Source organism: Buttiauxella sp. (assembly GCF_035271705.1).
GTDB lineage: Bacteria > Pseudomonadota > Gammaproteobacteria > Enterobacterales > Enterobacteriaceae > Buttiauxella.
Genome location: NZ_DATERI010000113.1, coordinates 16,672 through 35,850 on the forward strand (window position 1 = coordinate 16,672; position 19,179 = coordinate 35,850).

Consider the following 19,179-nt stretch of genomic DNA (forward strand, 5'->3'; position numbering starts at 1 on the left):
CAGTTTGAACCTGAACAGTGCTCACAATACTTACGTACTACGTGTACGCTGCGGTTGTTGCGCGCTGTCTGTGTTCAAACTGTCAGCATCAATAACGCCTACTGGGATAGGCTTAAAAACTCAAGGGTAATAATAAATGCGAGTGTTGAAATTCGGCGGTACTTCAGTGGCAAATGCGGAGCGTTTTCTGCGTGTTGCCGATATCCTGGAAAGCAATGCCAAACAGGGACAGGTCGCAACAGTGCTGTCTGCTCCGGCGAAAATTACCAATCACCTCGTTGCCATGATTGAAAAAACCATCGGTGGCCAGGATGCAGTACCGAATATCAGCGACGCAGAACGTATTTTTAGCGAGCTCCTGAAGGGCCTTGCTGATGCGCAACCTGGTTTTCCACTCGAACAACTTAAAGCCTTTGTTGACCAGGAGTTTGCTCAGCTCAAGCATGTTCTGCATGGCATCAGCTTGCTGGGCCAATGCCCGGACAGCATCAACGCTGCGATCATTTGCCGTGGGGAAAAGCTCTCTATCGCCATCATGGCTGAATTGCTCAAAGCTCGCGGGCACAACGTGACGGTTATCAATCCGGTAGAGAAACTTCTCGCCGTTGGGCATTACCTTGAGTCCACTGTCGATATTACTGAGTCCACACGCCGAATCTCTGCCAGCCGCATTCCCGCTGATCATATGATTCTGATGGCAGGCTTCACTGCCGGAAACGAAAAAGGCGAATTGGTGGTGTTAGGCCGTAATGGTTCGGATTATTCAGCCGCAGTGCTGGCCGCCTGTTTACGTGCAGATTGTTGTGAGATTTGGACTGACGTCGACGGTGTTTATACCTGCGACCCACGCCAGGTTCCTGATGCCAGGCTGCTCAAATCGATGTCGTATCAGGAAGCCATGGAGCTTTCTTACTTCGGCGCTAAAGTCCTTCACCCACGCACTATCACCCCAATCGCTCAGTTCCAAATCCCTTGCCTGATTAAAAATACCGGAAATCCTCAAGCACCAGGCACCTTAATTGGCGGGGAAAGTGACGAAGACGGTCTGCCCGTTAAAGGCATCACCAACCTGAATAATATGGCGATGTTTAACGTTTCAGGCCCAGGCATGAAAGGTATGGTTGGCATGGCTGCGCGGGTGTTCGCGGCGATGTCTCGTGCGGGGATTTCAGTGGTGCTGATTACCCAGTCATCGTCTGAATACAGCATCAGTTTCTGTGTCCCTCAGGCGGATTGTGCTCGTGCTCGCCGTGCGATGGAAGATGAGTTTTATCTAGAACTTAAAGAGGGTTTTCTGGAGCCGCTGGCGACCATGGAACACCTCGCAATCATCTCCGTGGTGGGTGATGGCATGCGTACCTTACGTGGCATCTCTGCCAAGTTCTTTGCGGCCCTGGCTCGCGCAAACATCAATATTGTGGCAATTGCGCAGGGCTCTTCCGAACGCTCTATCTCTGTCGTGGTCAGCAATGACGATGCGGTGACTGGTGTGCGCGTCACTCATCAGATGTTATTCAATACCGACCAGGTCATCGAAGTGTTCCTGATAGGGGTTGGCGGTGTGGGGGCTGCGTTGCTGGAGCAAGTCAAACGCCAGCAGGCATGGCTGAAGAAAAAGCACATCGATCTGCGTGTTTGTGGTGTCGCGAACTCTAAAGCGCTGCTGACTAACATTCACGGTCTGAATTTAGATAACTGGGAAGAAGAGCTTGCGGCGGCCAAAGAGCCATTCAATCTTGGGCGTCTGATTCGCTTGGTGAAAGAGTATCATCTGCTGAACCCTGTGATTGTCGACTGTACTTCAAGCCAGGCCGTTGCGGATCAATATGCTGATTTCCTGGGTGAAGGTTTCCACGTCGTGACGCCGAACAAGAAGGCGAACACTTCTAGCATGAATTACTACCATCAGATGCGTAACGCGGCGGAAAAATCGCGCCGTAAATTCCTCTACGACACCAATGTTGGCGCAGGTTTACCGGTTATCGAAAACCTGCAGAACTTACTGAATGCGGGTGACGAATTACAACGTTTCTCTGGTATTCTTTCCGGCTCTCTGTCGTTCATCTTCGGCAAACTTGATGAAGGCATGAGCCTGTCAGAAGCCACAAAAATGGCTCGCGACATGGGTTATACCGAACCCGATCCGCGTGATGACCTTTCTGGTATGGATGTGGCGCGTAAGCTACTGATCCTTGCCCGCGAAACGGGTAGCAATTTTGAACTTTCTGACATTGTCATTGAGCCAGTATTACCACAATCATTTGATTCCAGTGGTGATGTTGAATCATTCATGGCACGTATACCGCAACTGGACGATGAGTTTTCTGCCCGAGTCGCAAAAGCCCGCGATGAAGGAAAAGTGCTGCGATATGTCGGCGTGATTGAAGCGGATGGGAGCTGTAAAGTTAAAATTGATGCTGTAGATGGTAACGACCCGCTGTATAAAGTTAAAAACGGCGAAAATGCCCTGGCATTCTACAGCCACTACTATCAGCCATTACCGCTGGTACTTCGCGGTTACGGAGCTGGAAACGATGTGACCGCTGCCGGCGTTTTTGCCGACTTATTGCGCACTTTGTCATGGAAGTTAGGAGTTTAAGATGGTTAAAGTATACGCCCCGGCTTCCAGTGCCAATATGAGTGTCGGGTTTGATGTGCTGGGCGCGGCAGTTTCGCCTATTGATGGCTCGCTGCTCGGGGATTATGTGACTGTTGAAGCAGCAGACACCTTTAGTTTGAATAACATTGGGCGCTTTGCCAGCAAATTGCCTGATGAACCGCGTGAAAACATTGTGTATCAATGCTGGGAACGTTTCTGCCAGGAGATTGGCAAAAATATTCCGGTGGCAATGACGCTAGAAAAAAGTATGCCGATTGGCTCAGGCCTGGGGTCGAGCGCGTGTTCTGTCGTCGCAGGTTTAATGGCGATGAACGAATACTGCGGTAAACCCCTCAGCGACACCCGTTTGCTCAGCTTGATGGGCGAGCTGGAAGGGCGCATTTCGGGCAGCGTTCATTATGATAACGTTGCGCCATGCTTCCTGGGTGGCATGCAGTTGATGATTGAAGAAAATGGCATCATCAGTCAGTCTGTCCCGGGCTTTGACGAATGGCTTTGGGTGTTGGCGTATCCGGGGATTAAAGTCTCGACTGCTGAAGCACGCGCCATTCTTCCTGCGCAGTATCGCCGCCAGGATTGCATCAGCCATGGTCGCCATTTGGCAGGCTTTATTCACGCATGCCATACCCGCCAGCCGCAGCTTGCGGCAAAGCTGATGCGTGATGTTATTGCCGAACCGTACCGCGCAAAACTGCTGCCGCGCTTTAACGAGGCACGCCAGGCTGCTGCTGATATTGGTGCTGTGGCGAGTGGTATTTCGGGCTCCGGCCCAACTCTTTTTGCGTTATGCGATAACACTGATACCGCACAACGCGTGGCTGACTGGCTCAGCCAACATTATTTGCAGAACCAGGAAGGTTTTGTACATATTTGCCGTCTGGATACGGCGGGCGCACGAGTTCTGGGATAACGCATGAAACTGTATAACCTTAAAGATCATAACGAGCAGGTCAATTTTTCCCAGGCAATTGTGCAGGGGCTGGGTAAACAGCAGGGGCTATTTTTCCCGCACGATTTGCCAGAATTTGAACTGACCGAAATCGACGAAATGTTGAAGATGGATTTTGTCTCCCGCAGCAGCAAAATCCTGTCTGCTTTCATCGGTGATGAAATCCCGCAAGAAATTCTCGAAGAACGTGTCCGTGCGGCCTTTGCTTTCCCGGCTCCGGTGAAAAGCGTAGAACCTGATATTGGCTGCCTTGAGCTGTTCCACGGCCCAACACTCGCATTCAAAGATTTTGGCGGGCGCTTTATGGCGCAAATGCTGACACAAATCAGTGGCGATAAGCCGGTCACCATCCTGACTGCAACTTCCGGTGATACTGGTGCAGCTGTGGCTCATGCTTTCTACGGCCTGAAGAACGTGCGTGTCGTTATCCTGTATCCGCGCGGTAAAATCAGCCCACTGCAGGAAAAACTGTTCTGTACGCTGGGTGGTAACATTGAAACTGTCGCTATTGACGGCGATTTCGATGCGTGTCAGGCGCTGGTCAAACAAGCGTTTGACGATGAAGAACTGAAAGTTGCACTGGGTTTAAACTCGGCGAACTCCATTAATATCAGCCGTTTGCTGGCGCAAATTTGCTATTACTTTGAAGCGGTTGCACAGCTGCCTCAAGACGCGCGCAATCAACTGGTGGTTTCTGTACCAAGCGGCAACTTTGGTGATTTAACTGCCGGCCTGTTGGCGAAATCCCTCGGCTTGCCAATCAAACGCTTTATTGCGGCGACCAACGCGAACGACACCGTTCCACGCTTCTTAGCCGATGGCGAATGGGCACCGAAAACCACGGTCGCGACGCTATCTAACGCCATGGATGTCAGCCAGCCAAATAACTGGCCGCGCGTCGAAGAGCTGTTCCGTCGTAAGATTTGGCGCTTGACCGACCTGGGTTATGCGATGGTGACTGATGAAACCACTAAAACCACCATGAAAGAGCTGAAAGCGGTGGGATACGTTTCTGAACCGCACGCAGCGATTGCTTATCGCGCGTTGCGTGATCAGCTTAAGCCTGGTGAATACGGCCTGTTCCTGGGTACTGCGCATCCGGCGAAGTTCAAAGAAAGCGTGGAAGAGATCCTCGGTGAAACGCTCCCGCTGCCAGCAGAACTGGCTGAACGCGCTGATTTACCGCTGCTTTCTCATAATCTGTCCGCTGATTTTGCCGCGCTACGCGCATTTATGATGAGCAAAGCGTAATAGATTTCGTGCTCTAAAAAGCCACTCGCGGAGTTAACACCGTTCACTTAAGTCCATGAATGAGGGGAAACTCCGGGATTGGGTTCCCGGAGGGACGCCAAACCCGGTGGTCGCCCCGGATATCTCGTTCTTAAACTAACGGTATTAACTCGTGGAGTGGCTTTTTTACGTTTGAATCATGGAGGAAATGTGCAGAAAACAAGGAGAGAAAGAGTAGATATTCCCATAAAGTGCGGGAACTTTGAGATTAGGATTGCACAGCATAACAACTCCGCGTTGTTCGGCTTATGCTTTCCTTAACGACACCATAGCTGGTGTGAATGTAGTAAGGGGTGACTTATGTTGAAATCAATAATATTGGCTTTATCGATTCTGGTGGTGACTCCGCTGGCAGCGCAAGCTTCTGAAATTACGCTTATCCCGTCAGTCAAACTGCAAATTGGCGAGCAGGACCGGGGCGGTAATTACTGGGATGGTGAACACTGGCGCGACCGTGGCTGGTGGGAGGACAACTATGAGTGGCGTGATAATAGATGGCATCCGCATGATAAACACGGTAAGAAAAATGGCCATTATAAAAAAGATAAACATGACAACGGTAATCACTACGGCCAACACAAAAATCACTAAATAAAACGCCAGCATTGCGCTGGCGTTTTGTTTTACTGTTCGTGACGCTTAAATACTAACTCATTTTTACCCGACGCGGCTTCATCGAAGAAGTATCCGTCAGTATTGAAACGGGTCAGTTGTTCAGGTTGGGTGAGTCGATTTTCAATGATGTAGCGACTCATAAAACCACGCGCTTTCTTGGCATAGAAACTTATCACTTTGAATTTACCATTCTTCTCATCAAGGAAGACTGGCTTGATGATTTCAGCACTGAGTTTTTTCGGTTTTACCGATTTGTAATACTCATCCGACGCCAGATTAATCACGATATTATCGCCCTGCGCCGCTAATGCCTGGTTCAGTTTTTCGGTGATAGTGTCGCCCCAGAAGTGATACAGATCTTTACCCTTTGGGTTCTCAAGCTTAATGCCCATTTCCAGACGATATGGCTGCATCAAATCCAGCGGGCGCAACACGCCATACAAACCAGAGAGCATCCGCAAATGTTGCTGCGCGAAATCGAAATCTGCATCGCTAAACTCTTCAGCTTGTAATCCCGTATACACATCACCTTTGAATGCCAGAATAGCCTGACGCGCATTTTGTGGCGTGAAATCGGGGTGCCATTCGTGAAAACGGGTTTCGTTCAGTGACGCCAGTTTGTCGCTAATGTGCATTAGAGACGAAATTTGCGCTGCGCTAAGTTTGCGCGCCACCGCAATCAACTGCTGCGAATGATCCAGCAGTTCTGGCTGGGTAAAACGATCGGTAGGAAGATCGCTTTGATAATCCAAAGTTTTTGCAGGTGAAATTAGAATGAGCATCTGTGTTCCTTGCCGCCGCGATGTAACTCGACATATTTTGGCTACATGGTAGCAAATTTACTGAAAGTATCCGCCAATGGTTGCGATTAGCGCTTGGTTTCAGGGGGTTTGGGATTATCCCAAATACCAGGATCCAGTTGGCTTTTAATTTCTGGGAAACGATTAGGATCGAAAACTGGCGTGACACCGAGGCGCAACTGACGCAGGTAATCGGCACTCAGGTCGCGGGCGATAGGTGATAGCAACAAAATCGCCGTGAGATTAGTGATTGCCATAAACGCCATGGCGACATCTGCCATCTGCCAGACTATCGGCAAAGGAGAAAGAGTACCAAACATCACCATCACCAGCGCCATGCAACGGAATAACACGATGGAAAATGGACTTTTATTTTTCAAAAACAGCAGGTTATTTTCTGCGTAGGCATAGTTGGCGATAATAGACGTGAAGGCAAACAGCATCACAATTAGTGCGATAAACCCTGTTCCCCATGAACCGACTACACTGCTCAGTGCCTGTTGTACCAGCGTAATACCATTCATCTCTGGATTAGATGTATCCAGAATCCCTGAGAAAAGGATAATTCCTGCGGTGGCAGTACAGATGATCATGGTATCGAGCAGCACACCAAACATTTGTACTATCCCTTGTGAGGCGGGATGTGGAGGCCAGGTTGCGGCAGCTGCTGCGGCATTTGGAGAAGAACCCATTCCTGCTTCGTTGGAAAACATCCCTCGCTGAAAACCCGTGGTAATAGCCTGACTGATGGTAAATCCGATGGCACCGGATGCCGCTTCTTGCCAACCAAACGCGCTTCTGAATATCAGGGAAACAACTTCAGGCAAGCGTTCGATGTTCATTGCCACGACCACCAGGCTCATTAACACCCAGATAAACGCCATAAACGGCACCAACCATTGGGAGACACGCGCAGTGCCACGCATTCCGCCCCAAATGACGCCCGCTGTTAAGATAACGAGAGCGATACCAATCCAGGTTTTCGGGATCCCGAAAGCATGGTTGACTGCGCTGGCGATGGAGTTGGCTTGTACTGCGTTGAAAATCAATCCGAAGGCTATCATCAGGAAGACGGAAAACATTACCCCCATCCAGCGCATTCCTAGCCCGCGTTCCATATACCAGGCGGGGCCACCACGGTAATTGCCTTCGCTATCGCGTGTTTTGTACAGTTGGGCGAGGGTGCATTCGGCGAAAGAGGTTGCCATTCCGAGCATAGCGACCACCCACATCCAGAAAATAGCGCCAGGGCCACCGAGTGTTAGCGCAATGGCGACACCTGAAAGGTTGCCGCTGCCGACACGTGCGGCAAGGCTGGTACAGAGAGCTTGAAATGAGGAAAGTCCGGAAGAGTCTTCGTTTTTATCCGTCAGAATGATGCTGCGCAGCTGAGTCAGATAGCGGAATTGGACAAAACCACATCGCCACGTGAACCAAATACCTGCTCCGACTAATAAATAAATGAGGATAGAACCCCACAGTATTTCATTGATAAACAGGAAAAAATCTGCCATTACCATCCCTCGTTTGCATGCGTTGTGTGCACGACTCATGCGCAGTTTTCGCGCATGTTCCATTAGATTGCAGGCAAATAATACACGGAATATATCAGTTTCGCGTTCAATTCCTATCGATGTATCGCTGCGGTTGCGCCTGAATTACGTCGTGATATCATCAAGACAGACTGGTTACATCCCCCTAACAAGTTACATCTAACGAGAAACACTATATGACGGATAAATTGACCTCCCTGCGTCAGCTAACCACAGTAGTTGCTGACACTGGGGATATTGCGGCAATGAAGCTGTATCAACCGCAAGATGCTACCACCAACCCATCTTTGATCCTCAATGCAGCGCAAATTCCTGAATATCGCAAACTGATTGATGATGCGGTGGTTTGGGCGCGTGAGCAGAGCAGCTCTCATGCACAACAAGTCGTGGATGCAACTGACAAGCTGGCGGTGAATATTGGTCTGGAAATCCTGAAACTGATCCCAGGTCGCATTTCTACTGAAGTTGATGCTCGTCTGTCTTATGACACCGACGCCAGCATCACCAAAGCAAAACGTCTGATCAAAATGTATAACGATGCGGGTATCAGCAATGACCGTATCCTGATCAAACTGGCATCGACCTGGCAGGGCATCCGTGCTGCTGAGCAGCTGGAAAAAGAAGGTATTAACTGTAACCTGACTCTGCTGTTCTCCTTCGCCCAGGCACGTGCTTGTGCAGAAGCAGGCGTGTTCCTGATTTCTCCGTTCGTAGGCCGTATTCTCGATTGGTACAAAACGAATACTGATAAGAAAGAGTACGCACCACAGGAAGACCCAGGTGTGGTTTCTGTTTCTGAAATCTACCAGTACTACAAAGAACACGGTTACGAAACCGTTGTTATGGGCGCAAGCTTCCGTAACCTGGGCGAGATTATCGAGCTGGCGGGTTGTGACCGTCTGACCATCGCTCCTGCTCTGCTCAAAGAGCTGGCTGAAAGCGAAGGTGCGGTTGAGCGTAAACTGGCTTACACCGGTGACGTTAAAGCACGTCCAGAGCGTATGACTGAATCCGAGTTCCTGTGGAGCCACAACCAGGATCCAATGGCAGTTGATAAACTGGCTGATGGCATTCGTAAGTTTGCAATCGACCAGGAAAAACTGGAAAAAATGATCGGCGATCTGCTGTAATCATTGATGTGGCCGGAGCATTCCGGTCACGCTTTTTAGTGTTTCACCTCTGTCTGCTACTCCCTTCGCCGTGTATCATTCCGTTAAGTTTGCTGATTTCCCGGGAATGATATGAATACCTTACGCATTGGCTTAGTTTCCATCTCTGACCGCGCTTCAAGCGGTGTCTATCAAGATAAAGGCATTCCGGCCCTCGTTGAATGGCTGGAAAAAACCGTAACGACCCCTTTTCAAATTGAAACTCGCTTAATCCCTGATGAACAGCCGCTTATTGAACAAGCGCTGTGTGAACTGGTGGATGAAATGGCCTGTCATTTGGTGTTAACCACCGGGGGGACTGGGCCGGCACGACGTGATGTCACACCTGATGCAACGCTTGCCATTGCTGACCGTGTGATGCCAGGCTTCGGCGAGCAGATGCGCCAGATAAGCCTGCAGTTTGTACCAACGGCGATTCTTTCGCGGCAGGTTGGCGTTATCCGTAAGCAGGCGTTAATCCTGAATTTGCCAGGGCAGCCAAAATCGATTCAAGAGACGCTCGAAGGCGTTAAAGATGCTGATGGTAAGGTTGTCGTGCCGGGGATTTTTGCAAGTGTACCGTATTGTATACAGCTTCTTGATGGGCCTTATATTGAAACAGATGCCGCTGTAGTAGCATCTTTTCGTCCTAAAAGTGCAATTCGTGAAGTAAAACTCTAAAAATAGGTTGTTTGTGACATAAGATGTAGTGGCTATGGTATGTGAGGCGAGGATCGTTATAGTAAGTTTTGCTTTACAGCAAAATGGAAACTAAAAACCACACTCAATTTCATGCGCAGGTTCTTATGTCACAACAACTACATTCAACACAAAGCACAAGACCTCTGAATCGTCAGGATTACAAAACTCTGACCCTTGCCGCCCTCGGTGGCGCCCTCGAATTCTACGACTTCATCATTTTTGTATTCTTTGCCACTGTCGTAGGCGCACTGTTTTTCCCGGCAGATATTCCTGAATGGCTACGCCAGCTACAAACCTTCGGTATTTTTGCTGCGGGTTATCTGGCGCGCCCGCTTGGTGGAATCATCATGGCGCACTTTGGTGATTTGGTTGGCCGTAAAAAGATGTTCACCTTGAGCATTTTGCTGATGGCATTGCCGACTCTGGCGATTGGTATGTTGCCAACCTACGAAACCCTCGGTATTGCCGCCCCAGTATTGCTGCTTCTGATGCGTGTACTCCAGGGTGCAGCTATCGGTGGTGAAGTGCCGGGTGCCTGGGTGTTTGTTGCCGAGCACGTGCCTTATAAACGTATCGGGATCGCGTGCGGCACGTTAACTGCTGGCTTAACCGCTGGGATTTTGCTGGGTTCGGTTGTCGCTACCATTATTAATACTACGATGACGCAGCAGGCCATTCACGATGGCGGCTGGCGTATTCCGTTCTTCTTAGGCGGTATTTTTGGGCTGGTGGCGATGTATTTGCGTCGCTGGTTGCAAGAGACCCCTATCTTCATTGAAATGCAGCAACGTAAAGCGCTGGCTGAAGAGTTGCCGTTGAAATCGGTCATCGTGAACCATAAAAAAGCCGTGGTGGTTTCGATGTTACTGACCTGGTTGCTGTCTGCAGGGATTGTGGTTGTCATATTAATGGCACCCACCTGGTTGCAAAAACAATTGGGTATCGCACCCGCAGTCACGCTGCAGGCGAACAGTATTGCGATTGTTATGCTGTGTATCGGTTGCATTGTGGCGGGGCTGGTTATCGACCGTATTGGTGCCAGCAAAACCTTTATCATCGGGAGTTCGTTGCTGGCAATTTGCAGCTGGATGTTCTATCACCTGACAGCCAGCCACCCAGAATATCTGTTCTTTTTATATGGCATGGTGGGTCTAAGTGTTGGAGTGGTAGGCGCTGTACCGTATGTGATGGTCCGGGCGTTCCCGGCAGAAGTGCGGTTCAGTGGGATATCGTTCTCTTATAATATGTCGTATGCCATTTTCGGTGGCCTGACACCTATCTTTGTCACCATGTTATCGGCGGTATCACCGATGGCTCCGGCCTGGTATGTGCTGGCATTGGCGCTGGTGGGTCTGGCGCTGGGGATTTGGCTGCGAAATGATTTAACGCATGAAGATAAAGTGGTTCAAAGGCCGCTACAACATTCATAAAAAAAACGCGGAGGCTGGCCTCCGCGTTTTTGTTTTCTTACCGCAGTAAAGACAGTAATTAGTGTTTTTCACCGATAGGTAATACGGTGCGGCCAAACTGCTCGTTGAGCACTTCGCCCATTGCCAGGTAAATGGCGGATGAACCACAAACCAGACCCACCCAACCTGCAACGTGGATGATGCTTTCGCTATCAGCCAGGTGGCCGATAGCCAGCAGAGCAAACAATACAGTCAGGCTAGCAAACACGAACTGAAGCATGCGATTAGCCGGCAGCGTGCCGAAGAACATGAACAGCGTGAAAATGCCCCACAGACCAAGATACGCCCCAAGGAAATGCGGGTTTGCAGCGTCTGCAAGACCCATCTTAGGCATGATCAGAATGGCGACCAGAGTCAGCCAGAAAGAGCCATAAGAAGTGAATGCTGTCAGGCCGAAAGTATTACCTTTCTTAAATTCCAACAGGCCGGCAAAAATTTGTGCGATACCACCATAGAAAATACCCATTGCAAGAATATTGACATCCAAAGGGAAGAAGCCAGTGTTATGCAAGTTGAGCAGAATGGTAGTCATGCCGAAGCCCATCAAGCCCAAGGGAGCTGGATTAGCCAACTTAGTGTTGCCCATAGTTCCTCTAAAATTCGTCTGAAAATGGATATATGTATGCGCCGCGCAGCCGAGAAAGGGCAGCGGGGCGCGGCATCATAATCAGGTGAAGGTCTCGAGTCCATGATCTAAACAGGTGTGTAGATGAAAATTTTTTTTACCTTCCCCCTTGATGGCGAGCTTAGTGACCCCATCTTGTATGCAACCGCAGTTGATGGACCTGAAAAAAAGCACGTTTGGGCAGTTGAAAGACTCTTGTTTGCCCGCATAACAGGTTCACGACCATATGACGACAAATTTTAAGTGGAGACGTTTAGATGGGTAAAATTATTGGCATCGACCTGGGTACTACCAACTCTTGTGTAGCGATTATGGATGGTACTACTGCTCGCGTTCTTGAAAACGCCGAGGGCGACCGCACCACTCCTTCCATCATTGCCTATACGCAGGATGGTGAGATTCTGGTAGGTCAACCGGCTAAACGTCAGGCAGTGACTAACCCGCAGAACACATTGTTCGCGATCAAACGCCTGATTGGCCGTCGCTTCCAGGACGAAGAAGTACAGCGTGATGAAGCCATCATGCCGTACAAAATTATTGGCGCTGATAACGGCGATGCATGGATTGACGTTAAAGGTCAGAAAATGGCACCTCCGCAGATCTCTGCTGAAGTGTTGAAGAAAATGAAGAAAACCGCTGAAGATTACCTGGGTGAACCAGTAACTGAAGCTGTTATCACCGTTCCTGCATACTTCAACGATGCACAGCGTCAGGCAACTAAAGATGCTGGCCGTATCGCAGGTCTGGAAGTAAAACGTATCATCAACGAACCAACCGCAGCGGCTCTGGCCTACGGTCTGGATAAAGAAGTTGGCAACCGCACTATCGCGGTTTACGACTTGGGTGGTGGTACTTTCGATATCTCTATTATCGAAATCGACGAAGTTGATGGCGAAAAAACCTTCGAAGTTCTGGCAACCAACGGTGATACCCACCTGGGTGGTGAAGACTTCGATAGCCGTCTGATCAACTACTTAGTGGAAGAGTTCAAGAAAGATCAAGGTATCGATCTGCGTAACGACCCACTGGCTATGCAGCGTCTGAAAGAAGCTGCAGAAAAAGCGAAAATTGAGCTGTCTTCTGCTCAACAGACCGACGTGAACCTGCCGTACATCACTGCAGACGCTAGCGGTCCAAAACACATGAACATCAAAGTGACTCGCGCGAAACTGGAATCCCTGGTCGAAGACCTGGTAAACCGTTCTATCGAGCCGCTGAAAGTTGCACTGCAAGATGCTGGCCTGTCTGTATCCGATATCCAGGACGTTATCCTGGTCGGTGGTCAGACTCGTATGCCAATGGTGCAGAAGAAAGTGACTGAGTTCTTTGGTAAAGAACCACGTAAAGACGTGAACCCGGACGAAGCTGTTGCAATCGGTGCAGCTGTTCAGGGTGGTGTGCTTGCGGGTGATGTGACTGACGTATTGCTGCTGGACGTTACCCCGCTGTCTCTGGGTATCGAAACCATGGGCGGTGTGATGACATCCCTTATCAACAAAAACACCACTATCCCGACTAAACACAGCCAGGTGTTCTCCACAGCTGAAGATAATCAGTCTGCGGTGACCATCCATGTGATTCAGGGTGAGCGTAAACGTGCTGCTGATAACAAATCTTTGGGTCAGTTCAACCTGGATGGTATCAGCCCAGCACCACGCGGCATGCCGCAAGTCGAAGTCACCTTCGATATCGATGCTGACGGCATTTTGCACGTATCCGCGAAGGACAAAAACAGCGGTAAAGAGCAGAAAATCACCATCAAGGCATCTTCTGGTTTGAACGAAGAAGAAATCCAAAAAATGGTGCGTGAAGCAGAAGCTAACGCTGAGTCTGACCGTAAGTTCGAAGAGCTGGTTCAGACGCGTAACCAGGGTGACCACCTGCTGCATAGCACTCGTAAGCAAGTTACAGAAGCCGGTGACAAACTGCCAGCTGAAGACAAAACTGCGATCGAGTCTGCATTGAGCGCGCTGGAAACCTCCCTGAAAGGCGAAGACAAAGCTGATATCGAAGCGAAAATGCAGGAACTGGCGCAAGTTTCTCAGAAACTGATGGAACTGGCTCAGGCACAGCACGCTGAACAGCAAGCGGGTAACGCGACCGATGCTGGCAACTCTGCTAGCAAAGACGACGACGTTGTTGACGCTGAGTTCGAAGAAGTTAAAGACAAAAAATAATCGCCCTTTTGTAAGTTAAAGTGTGATTTGAATAGAAGCACGGGCGTCGAGGTTTTCCTCTACGCCCGTGCACGCATGTTAGGGGCAGACAAAAAAGATGGCGAAGAGAGACTATTACGAGGTTTTAGGCGTTCCGAAAAACGCGGAAGAGCGTGAAATCAAGAAAGCCTATAAACGCCTGGCAATGAAGTTCCACCCGGATCGTAATCAGGGTGACAAAGAGTCTGAGGCGAAGTTTAAAGAAATTAAAGAAGCCTACGAAATCCTTACCGACGAGCAAAAGCGTGCAGCCTACGACCAGTATGGACATGCTGCGTTTGAACAGGGCGGTATGGGCGGCGGCGGTCACGGTGGCGGCGGCGCTGATTTCGGCGATATCTTTGGCGACGTATTCGGCGATATCTTCGGGGGGGGCCGTCGTCAACGCGCTTCCCGTGGTGCCGATTTACGCTACAACATGGACTTAACGCTGGAAGAAGCGGTTCGTGGCGTCACCAAAGAGATCCGCATCCCAACGCTTGAAGAGTGTGACGTTTGTCATGGTAGCGGTGCGAAAGCAGGCTCCAAGCCACAGACTTGCCCGACGTGTCATGGACAAGGTCAGGTGCAAATGCGCCAGGGCTTCTTCACGGTGCAGCAAAGCTGTCCACACTGCCAGGGTCGCGGTTCGATTATTAAAGATCCGTGCAATACCTGTCATGGTCATGGCCGTGTAGAGAAAACTAAAACGCTGTCGGTGAAAATCCCGGCGGGCGTTGATACTGGCGACCGCATTCGTCTTGCTGGCGAAGGTGAAGCAGGCGAGCACGGAGCACCATCGGGTGATTTGTACGTTCAGGTGCAGGTTAAACAGCACCCAATCTTCGAACGTGAAGGCAATAACCTGTATTGCGAAGTGCCGATTAACTTTGCTATGGCGGCACTGGGTGGCGAGATTGAAGTGCCAACACTGGATGGTCGTGTAAACCTGAAAGTCCCTGGCGAAACGCAAACTGGCAAACTGTTCAGAATGCGTGGCAGAGGGGTTAAATCCGTACGTGGCGGGGCTCAGGGCGACCTGCTATGCCGCGTTGTGGTGGAAACGCCTGTCAGCTTGAACGAAAAGCAGAAGCAATTACTGCGCGATCTGGCTGAAAGTTTTGGTGGGCCAAGTGGGGAAAAGAACAGTCCACGTTCAAAGAACTTCTTTGATGGTGTGAAGAAATTCTTCGATGATTTAACCCGCTAAATCCCACACTCATTTGTGTAATGCACATGTGAAGTGCTAAAACCTGAATCAGATTTTTTGATTCAGGTTTTTTTTTACATAAAATTTTGATGAGCTTAACAATCAATCAATTCGCTTTATTCGAGTTATTCATGCAATATAACCTGCTTTTATCGAAGTGTCTGGCAAGATATGATTAATACATATTAACGTCCTAAATGTTTTAGGCGCTCGAATAAGTTGGATGAAAGAATGACAAAAAAACTAAAACGCTTTTTCCATAGCGATGCCTCAAGTGGCATCTTCTTAATCCTTGCCGCTGTACTGGCAATGCTTCTTTCTAATTTGGGTGCCACCAGCGAGTTGTATCAATCGTTTCTGAATACACCGGTGGAAGTGCGTATCGGTTCTTTGGATATCAGTAAAAACCTGTTGCTCTGGGTCAACGATGCTTTGATGGCCATCTTCTTCCTGATGATTGGCCTGGAAGTAAAACGTGAAATGGTCAGCGGTTCGCTTGCCAGCATGCGCCAGGCGTCGTTCCCTGTGATTGCGGCATTGGGTGGTATGGTTGTCCCTGCGGCAATCTATTTAATATTCAATTTCCAGGACCCGATAACCCGTGAGGGATGGGCGATTCCGGCGGCAACAGACATCGCTTTTGCGCTGGGTATTCTGGCGTTGCTGGGGAATCGTGTGCCAGTCGCACTTAAAGTGTTCCTGATGGCTTTAGCTATTATTGATGACCTGGGCGCGATTGTTATCATTGCCTTGTTCTACACCAGTGATCTTTCCGTCCTTTCGCTGGCTGTTGCCGCAGGCGCCATCGCTGTGCTGGTATTGCTGAATATCTGCAATGTACGTCGTACCGGTTTGTATATTCTGGTCGGAGTGGTGCTGTGGACCGCAGTGCTGAAATCGGGTGTCCATGCAACGCTTGCTGGAGTCATCATCGGTTTCCTGATCCCGCTTAAAGAAAAGAACGGCCACTCACCGGCAAAAGAGTTGGAACACGTACTTCATCCTTGGGTCGCGTTCTTGATTCTGCCTTTGTTTGCCTTCGCCAATGCAGGCGTCTCGTTGAGCGGCGTCACATTTGCGGGCTTAACCTCTCTGCTACCGATGGGGATTATGGCGGGTTTGTTCATCGGCAAGCCGCTAGGGATCAGCTTGTTCTGTTGGGCTGCGCTGAAGCTGAAGCTGGCAACATTGCCGGAAGGAACCACCTGCAAGGAAATTATGGCGGTGGGCGTGCTATGTGGGATTGGCTTCACGATGTCCATTTTCATCGCATCACTGGCATTTGAGGGAGCAGACCCTGCTCTGATTACCTGGGCAAAACTGGGTATTTTGTTAGGATCGCTGCTTTCAGCGGTAGTGGGTTACTGCATGTTGAGAAGCCATTTCAGCCAGCAGCTACAAGCAGCTACAAAATAGTTAATTAAAGGTTAACGGCTCCATTCGAGCCGTTAGTTAATGGAATATTTCTCAGGGAGCGAAAGCACATGTCGCATATAAATTACAATCACCTTTACTACTTCTGGCATGTTTGCAAAGAGGGTTCCGTCGTCGGAGCCGCTGAAGCACTGTATTTAACTCCGCAAACTATCACCGGCCAGATCAAAGCATTAGAAGAACGTCTGCAAGGTAAACTCTTCCGTCGTCAGGGGCGGGGTTTGGTGCCTTCTGAGTTGGGCCAACTTGTTTTCCGCTATGCGGACCGCATGTTTACGCTAAGCCAGGAAATGCTGGATATCGTGAACTATCGCAAAGAGTCCAGTTTGCTATTCGATGTGGGTATTGCGGATGCCTTGTCAAAACGCCTGGTCAGTGGCGTGCTCGATGCGGCTGTCGTTGAAGATGAACAAATCCACCTGCGTTGTTTTGAGTCGACGCACGAAATGTTGCTGGAACAATTGAGCCAACACAAACTGGACATGATCATCTCTGATTGCCCAATTGACTCAACACAGCAAGAAGGCTTGTTCTCGGTGAAAATCGGCGAATGTGGCATTAGCTTCTGGAGCCAGAGCCCGGTGCCGGATTTACCTTTCCCTGCCTGTCTTGAAACCAAACGTTTATTGATTCCTGGACGTCGCTCAATGTTAGGGCGCAAGATCCTCAACTGGATTAACGTGCAGGGGCTGAAAGTTGAAATTCTTGGTGAGTTCGATGATGCCGCATTGATGAAAGCCTTCGGTGCTGCACATAACGCAATTTTTGTCGCACCGACACTGTATGGGCAGGAAATCTATAGCGATGAGAACATTGTTGAGATCGGGCGAGTTGAGAATGTAATGGAAGAGTATCACGCGATTTTTGCAGAACGTATGATTCAACATCCGTCAGTACAGCGTGTGTGTAATCGGGATTACTCGGCCTTATTTAAATAAGCCTAAACTCGACATACTGCCGATGACAGCCGCGCTGATTGCAGTGCGGCAAATTTTGGGCATAAAAAACCGGCATAAGCCTAACACCGTTAGTTTAAGAACGAGATATCCGGGGCGACCACCGGGTTTGGCGTCCCTCTGGGAACCAAATTCCGGTGTTTCCCCTCATTCATGACACCGTTAGTTTAAGAACGAGATATCCGGGGCGACCACTGGGTTTGGCGTCCCTCTGGGAACCAAATCCCGGTGTTTCCCCTCATTCATTGGTTTAAGTGAACGGTGTTAGGCATAAGCCGGTTTTTTTCAAGCTACCAACGAAAAGGCGATTAAGCCAGTTTCAATCGCTGCGTATATTTTCTTGATGAGAGTACGCATCGATAGCGTACCGGAAGAGTATTACATCATCTTTGCTGAGCGAATGATCCAACATCCGGCCGTGCAGCGGGTGTGTAACAAAGACTTTTCCGCACTGTTTGCATTGTAGACAGCATATGATGGTGTTCGTTGATAGTGAGCACCATCATCTTCCCGCAGCCAGATTACTCTTCGACCCGCAGGCCATAGGTTTTAAATTTTTCCAACACAACGTCAATTTCTGCATCCGATAACACCGGAACAGGATCAACAATTGCCAATGTTGCCATGTACAATTTTGCTAATACTTCCATTTCATGCGCAAGCCACAACGCTTTTGGCAGGGTTTCTTCACAGGCAATCAGGCCGTGATGTTGTAGTAGCGTGGCTTTGCGGTACTTGAGGCACTGTGCAACATATTCTGATAACTGTTTAGTACCGAAAGTAGCGTAAGGAGCACAAGGGATATCATTGCCACCCGCAGCCGCAATCATGTAGTGGATAGCAGGGATTGGGCGATTAAGAATAGACACTGCCGTGCAATAGATTGCGTGGTTGTGTACTACGGCATTAGCATCAGGACGGGTTTGATAAATAGCCTGATGGAAACGCCATTCGCTGGACGGAATTTTTCCCGCATCAGGCTGCCCATTTCCATCGATATAAACAATATGTGCCGGGGTTAATTTTTCGTACGGAATGCCCGATGGTGTAATCAGGAAACCGTCCTGGTAGCGTGTGCTGATGTTACCAGCCGTTCCCTGGTTCAGCCCGAGCCTGGTCATCTCCAGACAGTGTTGAATAATTTCACTGGCCAGTTTATCTCTTTCCATATCGTCCTCTTATTTTGTTTTAACTTCATATTATGTTGAGTGTTAGAATTTAAAGACTGACAACGAGTCGCCAGTATATTTAATTCAATGGATCTTAACTTGCGTTCATTTGGTTATCCTTTGCCTAATTATCTTCCCCGCATTTAATTAGCTATTAAAGTGTGATTGGTGTCTAAAATAAAATATTTTTTCCCTTCTTTGTTTATCCAGATAACACTCGGCTTTTGCCTGTTTAAAACCAAAGTTAATAAAACGGTCAAGGCCGTTCTGAGCATAGTTAGTTGACCGTTTTAGGCCTATTTTAAAGAAACAGTCATTTAATATGTGTTTTTATTGCGGTGAGTGATTCAAGCGGTCATCTGTTCTCGGTGAATAGGGTGACACCAATCACACTCTATGCCTGTTTGAGCGGGAGTGTGATTGATGTCATATTCTTCTCATTAC

The 19,179-nt window shown here is 49.2% G+C and carries 16 protein-coding genes and 1 pseudogene; 13 read left to right on the forward strand and 4 right to left on the reverse strand.

The window, feature by feature from the left end:
- Window positions 1-136: 136 nt before the first annotated feature.
- From thrA to VJY99_RS10425, 4 genes are all read left to right on the forward strand, one after another.
- Window positions 137-2,599 carry a bifunctional aspartate kinase/homoserine dehydrogenase I gene (gene thrA, locus VJY99_RS10410; protein ID WP_324118072.1) on the forward strand — a complete coding sequence of 821 codons (2,463 nt, stop codon included), beginning with the start codon at window positions 137-139 and terminating at the stop codon, window positions 2,597-2,599.
- 1 nt (window position 2,600) lies between these two features.
- Entirely contained in the window at window positions 2,601-3,530 is a 930-nt protein-coding gene (thrB, locus tag VJY99_RS10415; RefSeq protein WP_324118074.1) for a homoserine kinase, read from the forward strand.
- 3 nt (window positions 3,531-3,533) lie between these two features.
- The gene (gene thrC, locus VJY99_RS10420; RefSeq protein ID WP_324118076.1) at window positions 3,534-4,820 is read left to right on the forward strand and encodes a threonine synthase; all 1,287 of its coding nucleotides are present in this window, start codon (window positions 3,534-3,536) and stop codon (window positions 4,818-4,820) included.
- Window positions 4,821-5,159: 339 nt separating this feature from the next.
- Entirely contained in the window at window positions 5,160-5,450 is a 291-nt protein-coding gene (locus tag VJY99_RS10425) for a DUF2502 domain-containing protein (RefSeq protein WP_324118078.1), read from the forward strand.
- Window positions 5,451-5,482: 32 nt separating this feature from the next.
- On the opposite strand, the gene yaaA is transcribed toward VJY99_RS10425, so the two are convergent.
- Window positions 5,483-6,256, reverse strand: a complete 774-nt coding sequence (yaaA, locus tag VJY99_RS10430) for a peroxide stress protein YaaA (protein ID WP_324118080.1) — start codon at window positions 6,254-6,256, stop codon at window positions 5,483-5,485.
- A gap of 86 nt (window positions 6,257-6,342) precedes the next feature.
- Complete coding sequence (locus VJY99_RS10435; RefSeq protein WP_324118082.1) at window positions 6,343-7,788, reverse strand: alanine/glycine:cation symporter family protein; 1,446 nt, start codon at window positions 7,786-7,788, stop codon at window positions 6,343-6,345.
- 215 nt (window positions 7,789-8,003) lie between these two features.
- On the opposite strand from VJY99_RS10435, the gene tal reads away from it, so the two are divergent.
- The 3 genes from tal (at window position 8,004) to VJY99_RS10450 (ending at window position 11,107) form a co-directional block, all read left to right on the forward strand.
- Entirely contained in the window at window positions 8,004-8,957 is a 954-nt protein-coding gene (tal, locus tag VJY99_RS10440) for a transaldolase (RefSeq protein ID WP_324118084.1), read from the forward strand.
- Between the two features lie 111 nt (window positions 8,958-9,068).
- Window positions 9,069-9,656, forward strand: a complete 588-nt coding sequence (gene mog, locus VJY99_RS10445; protein ID WP_324118085.1) for a molybdopterin adenylyltransferase — start codon at window positions 9,069-9,071, stop codon at window positions 9,654-9,656.
- Between the two features lie 125 nt (window positions 9,657-9,781).
- On the forward strand, window positions 9,782-11,107 hold the full coding sequence (locus VJY99_RS10450) for an MFS transporter (protein ID WP_324118088.1): 1,326 nt from the start codon (window positions 9,782-9,784) through the stop codon (window positions 11,105-11,107).
- A gap of 58 nt (window positions 11,108-11,165) precedes the next feature.
- Here the strand turns inward: VJY99_RS10450 and satP are convergent, their stop codons facing one another.
- A complete protein-coding gene (gene satP, locus VJY99_RS10455) occupies window positions 11,166-11,732 on the reverse strand; it encodes an acetate uptake transporter (RefSeq protein ID WP_324118090.1) in 567 nt (188 codons plus the stop codon).
- 123 nt (window positions 11,733-11,855) lie between these two features.
- On the opposite strand from satP, the gene VJY99_RS10460 reads away from it, so the two are divergent.
- The 6 genes and pseudogenes from VJY99_RS10460 to nhaR (VJY99_RS10485) all read left to right on the forward strand — a co-directional run.
- Window positions 11,856-12,014, forward strand: a complete 159-nt coding sequence (locus VJY99_RS10460; RefSeq protein ID WP_324118092.1) for a hypothetical protein — start codon at window positions 11,856-11,858, stop codon at window positions 12,012-12,014.
- 14 nt (window positions 12,015-12,028) lie between these two features.
- A complete protein-coding gene (gene dnaK, locus VJY99_RS10465; protein WP_324118094.1) occupies window positions 12,029-13,948 on the forward strand; it encodes a molecular chaperone DnaK in 1,920 nt (639 codons plus the stop codon).
- Window positions 13,949-14,045: 97 nt separating this feature from the next.
- Window positions 14,046-15,176 carry a molecular chaperone DnaJ gene (dnaJ, locus tag VJY99_RS10470; RefSeq protein ID WP_324118096.1) on the forward strand — a complete coding sequence of 377 codons (1,131 nt, stop codon included), beginning with the start codon at window positions 14,046-14,048 and terminating at the stop codon, window positions 15,174-15,176.
- A 231-nt stretch (window positions 15,177-15,407) separates the two neighbouring features.
- Window positions 15,408-16,592, forward strand: coding sequence for a Na+/H+ antiporter NhaA (gene nhaA / locus VJY99_RS10475; RefSeq protein WP_324118098.1), 1,185 nt, complete (start codon window positions 15,408-15,410; stop codon window positions 16,590-16,592).
- 68 nt (window positions 16,593-16,660) lie between these two features.
- Entirely contained in the window at window positions 16,661-17,548 is an 888-nt protein-coding gene (nhaR, locus tag VJY99_RS10480) for a transcriptional activator NhaR (RefSeq protein ID WP_324118100.1), read from the forward strand.
- A 370-nt stretch (window positions 17,549-17,918) separates the two neighbouring features.
- Window positions 17,919-18,032: pseudogene (gene nhaR, locus VJY99_RS10485) on the forward strand (transcriptional activator NhaR); the annotation flags it as partial.
- Between the two features lie 55 nt (window positions 18,033-18,087).
- Here nhaR (VJY99_RS10485) and VJY99_RS10490 read toward each other — a convergent pair.
- A complete protein-coding gene (locus VJY99_RS10490; protein ID WP_324118102.1) occupies window positions 18,088-18,735 on the reverse strand; it encodes an L-fuculose-phosphate aldolase in 648 nt (215 codons plus the stop codon).
- Between the last annotated feature and the right edge of the window lie 444 nt (window positions 18,736-19,179).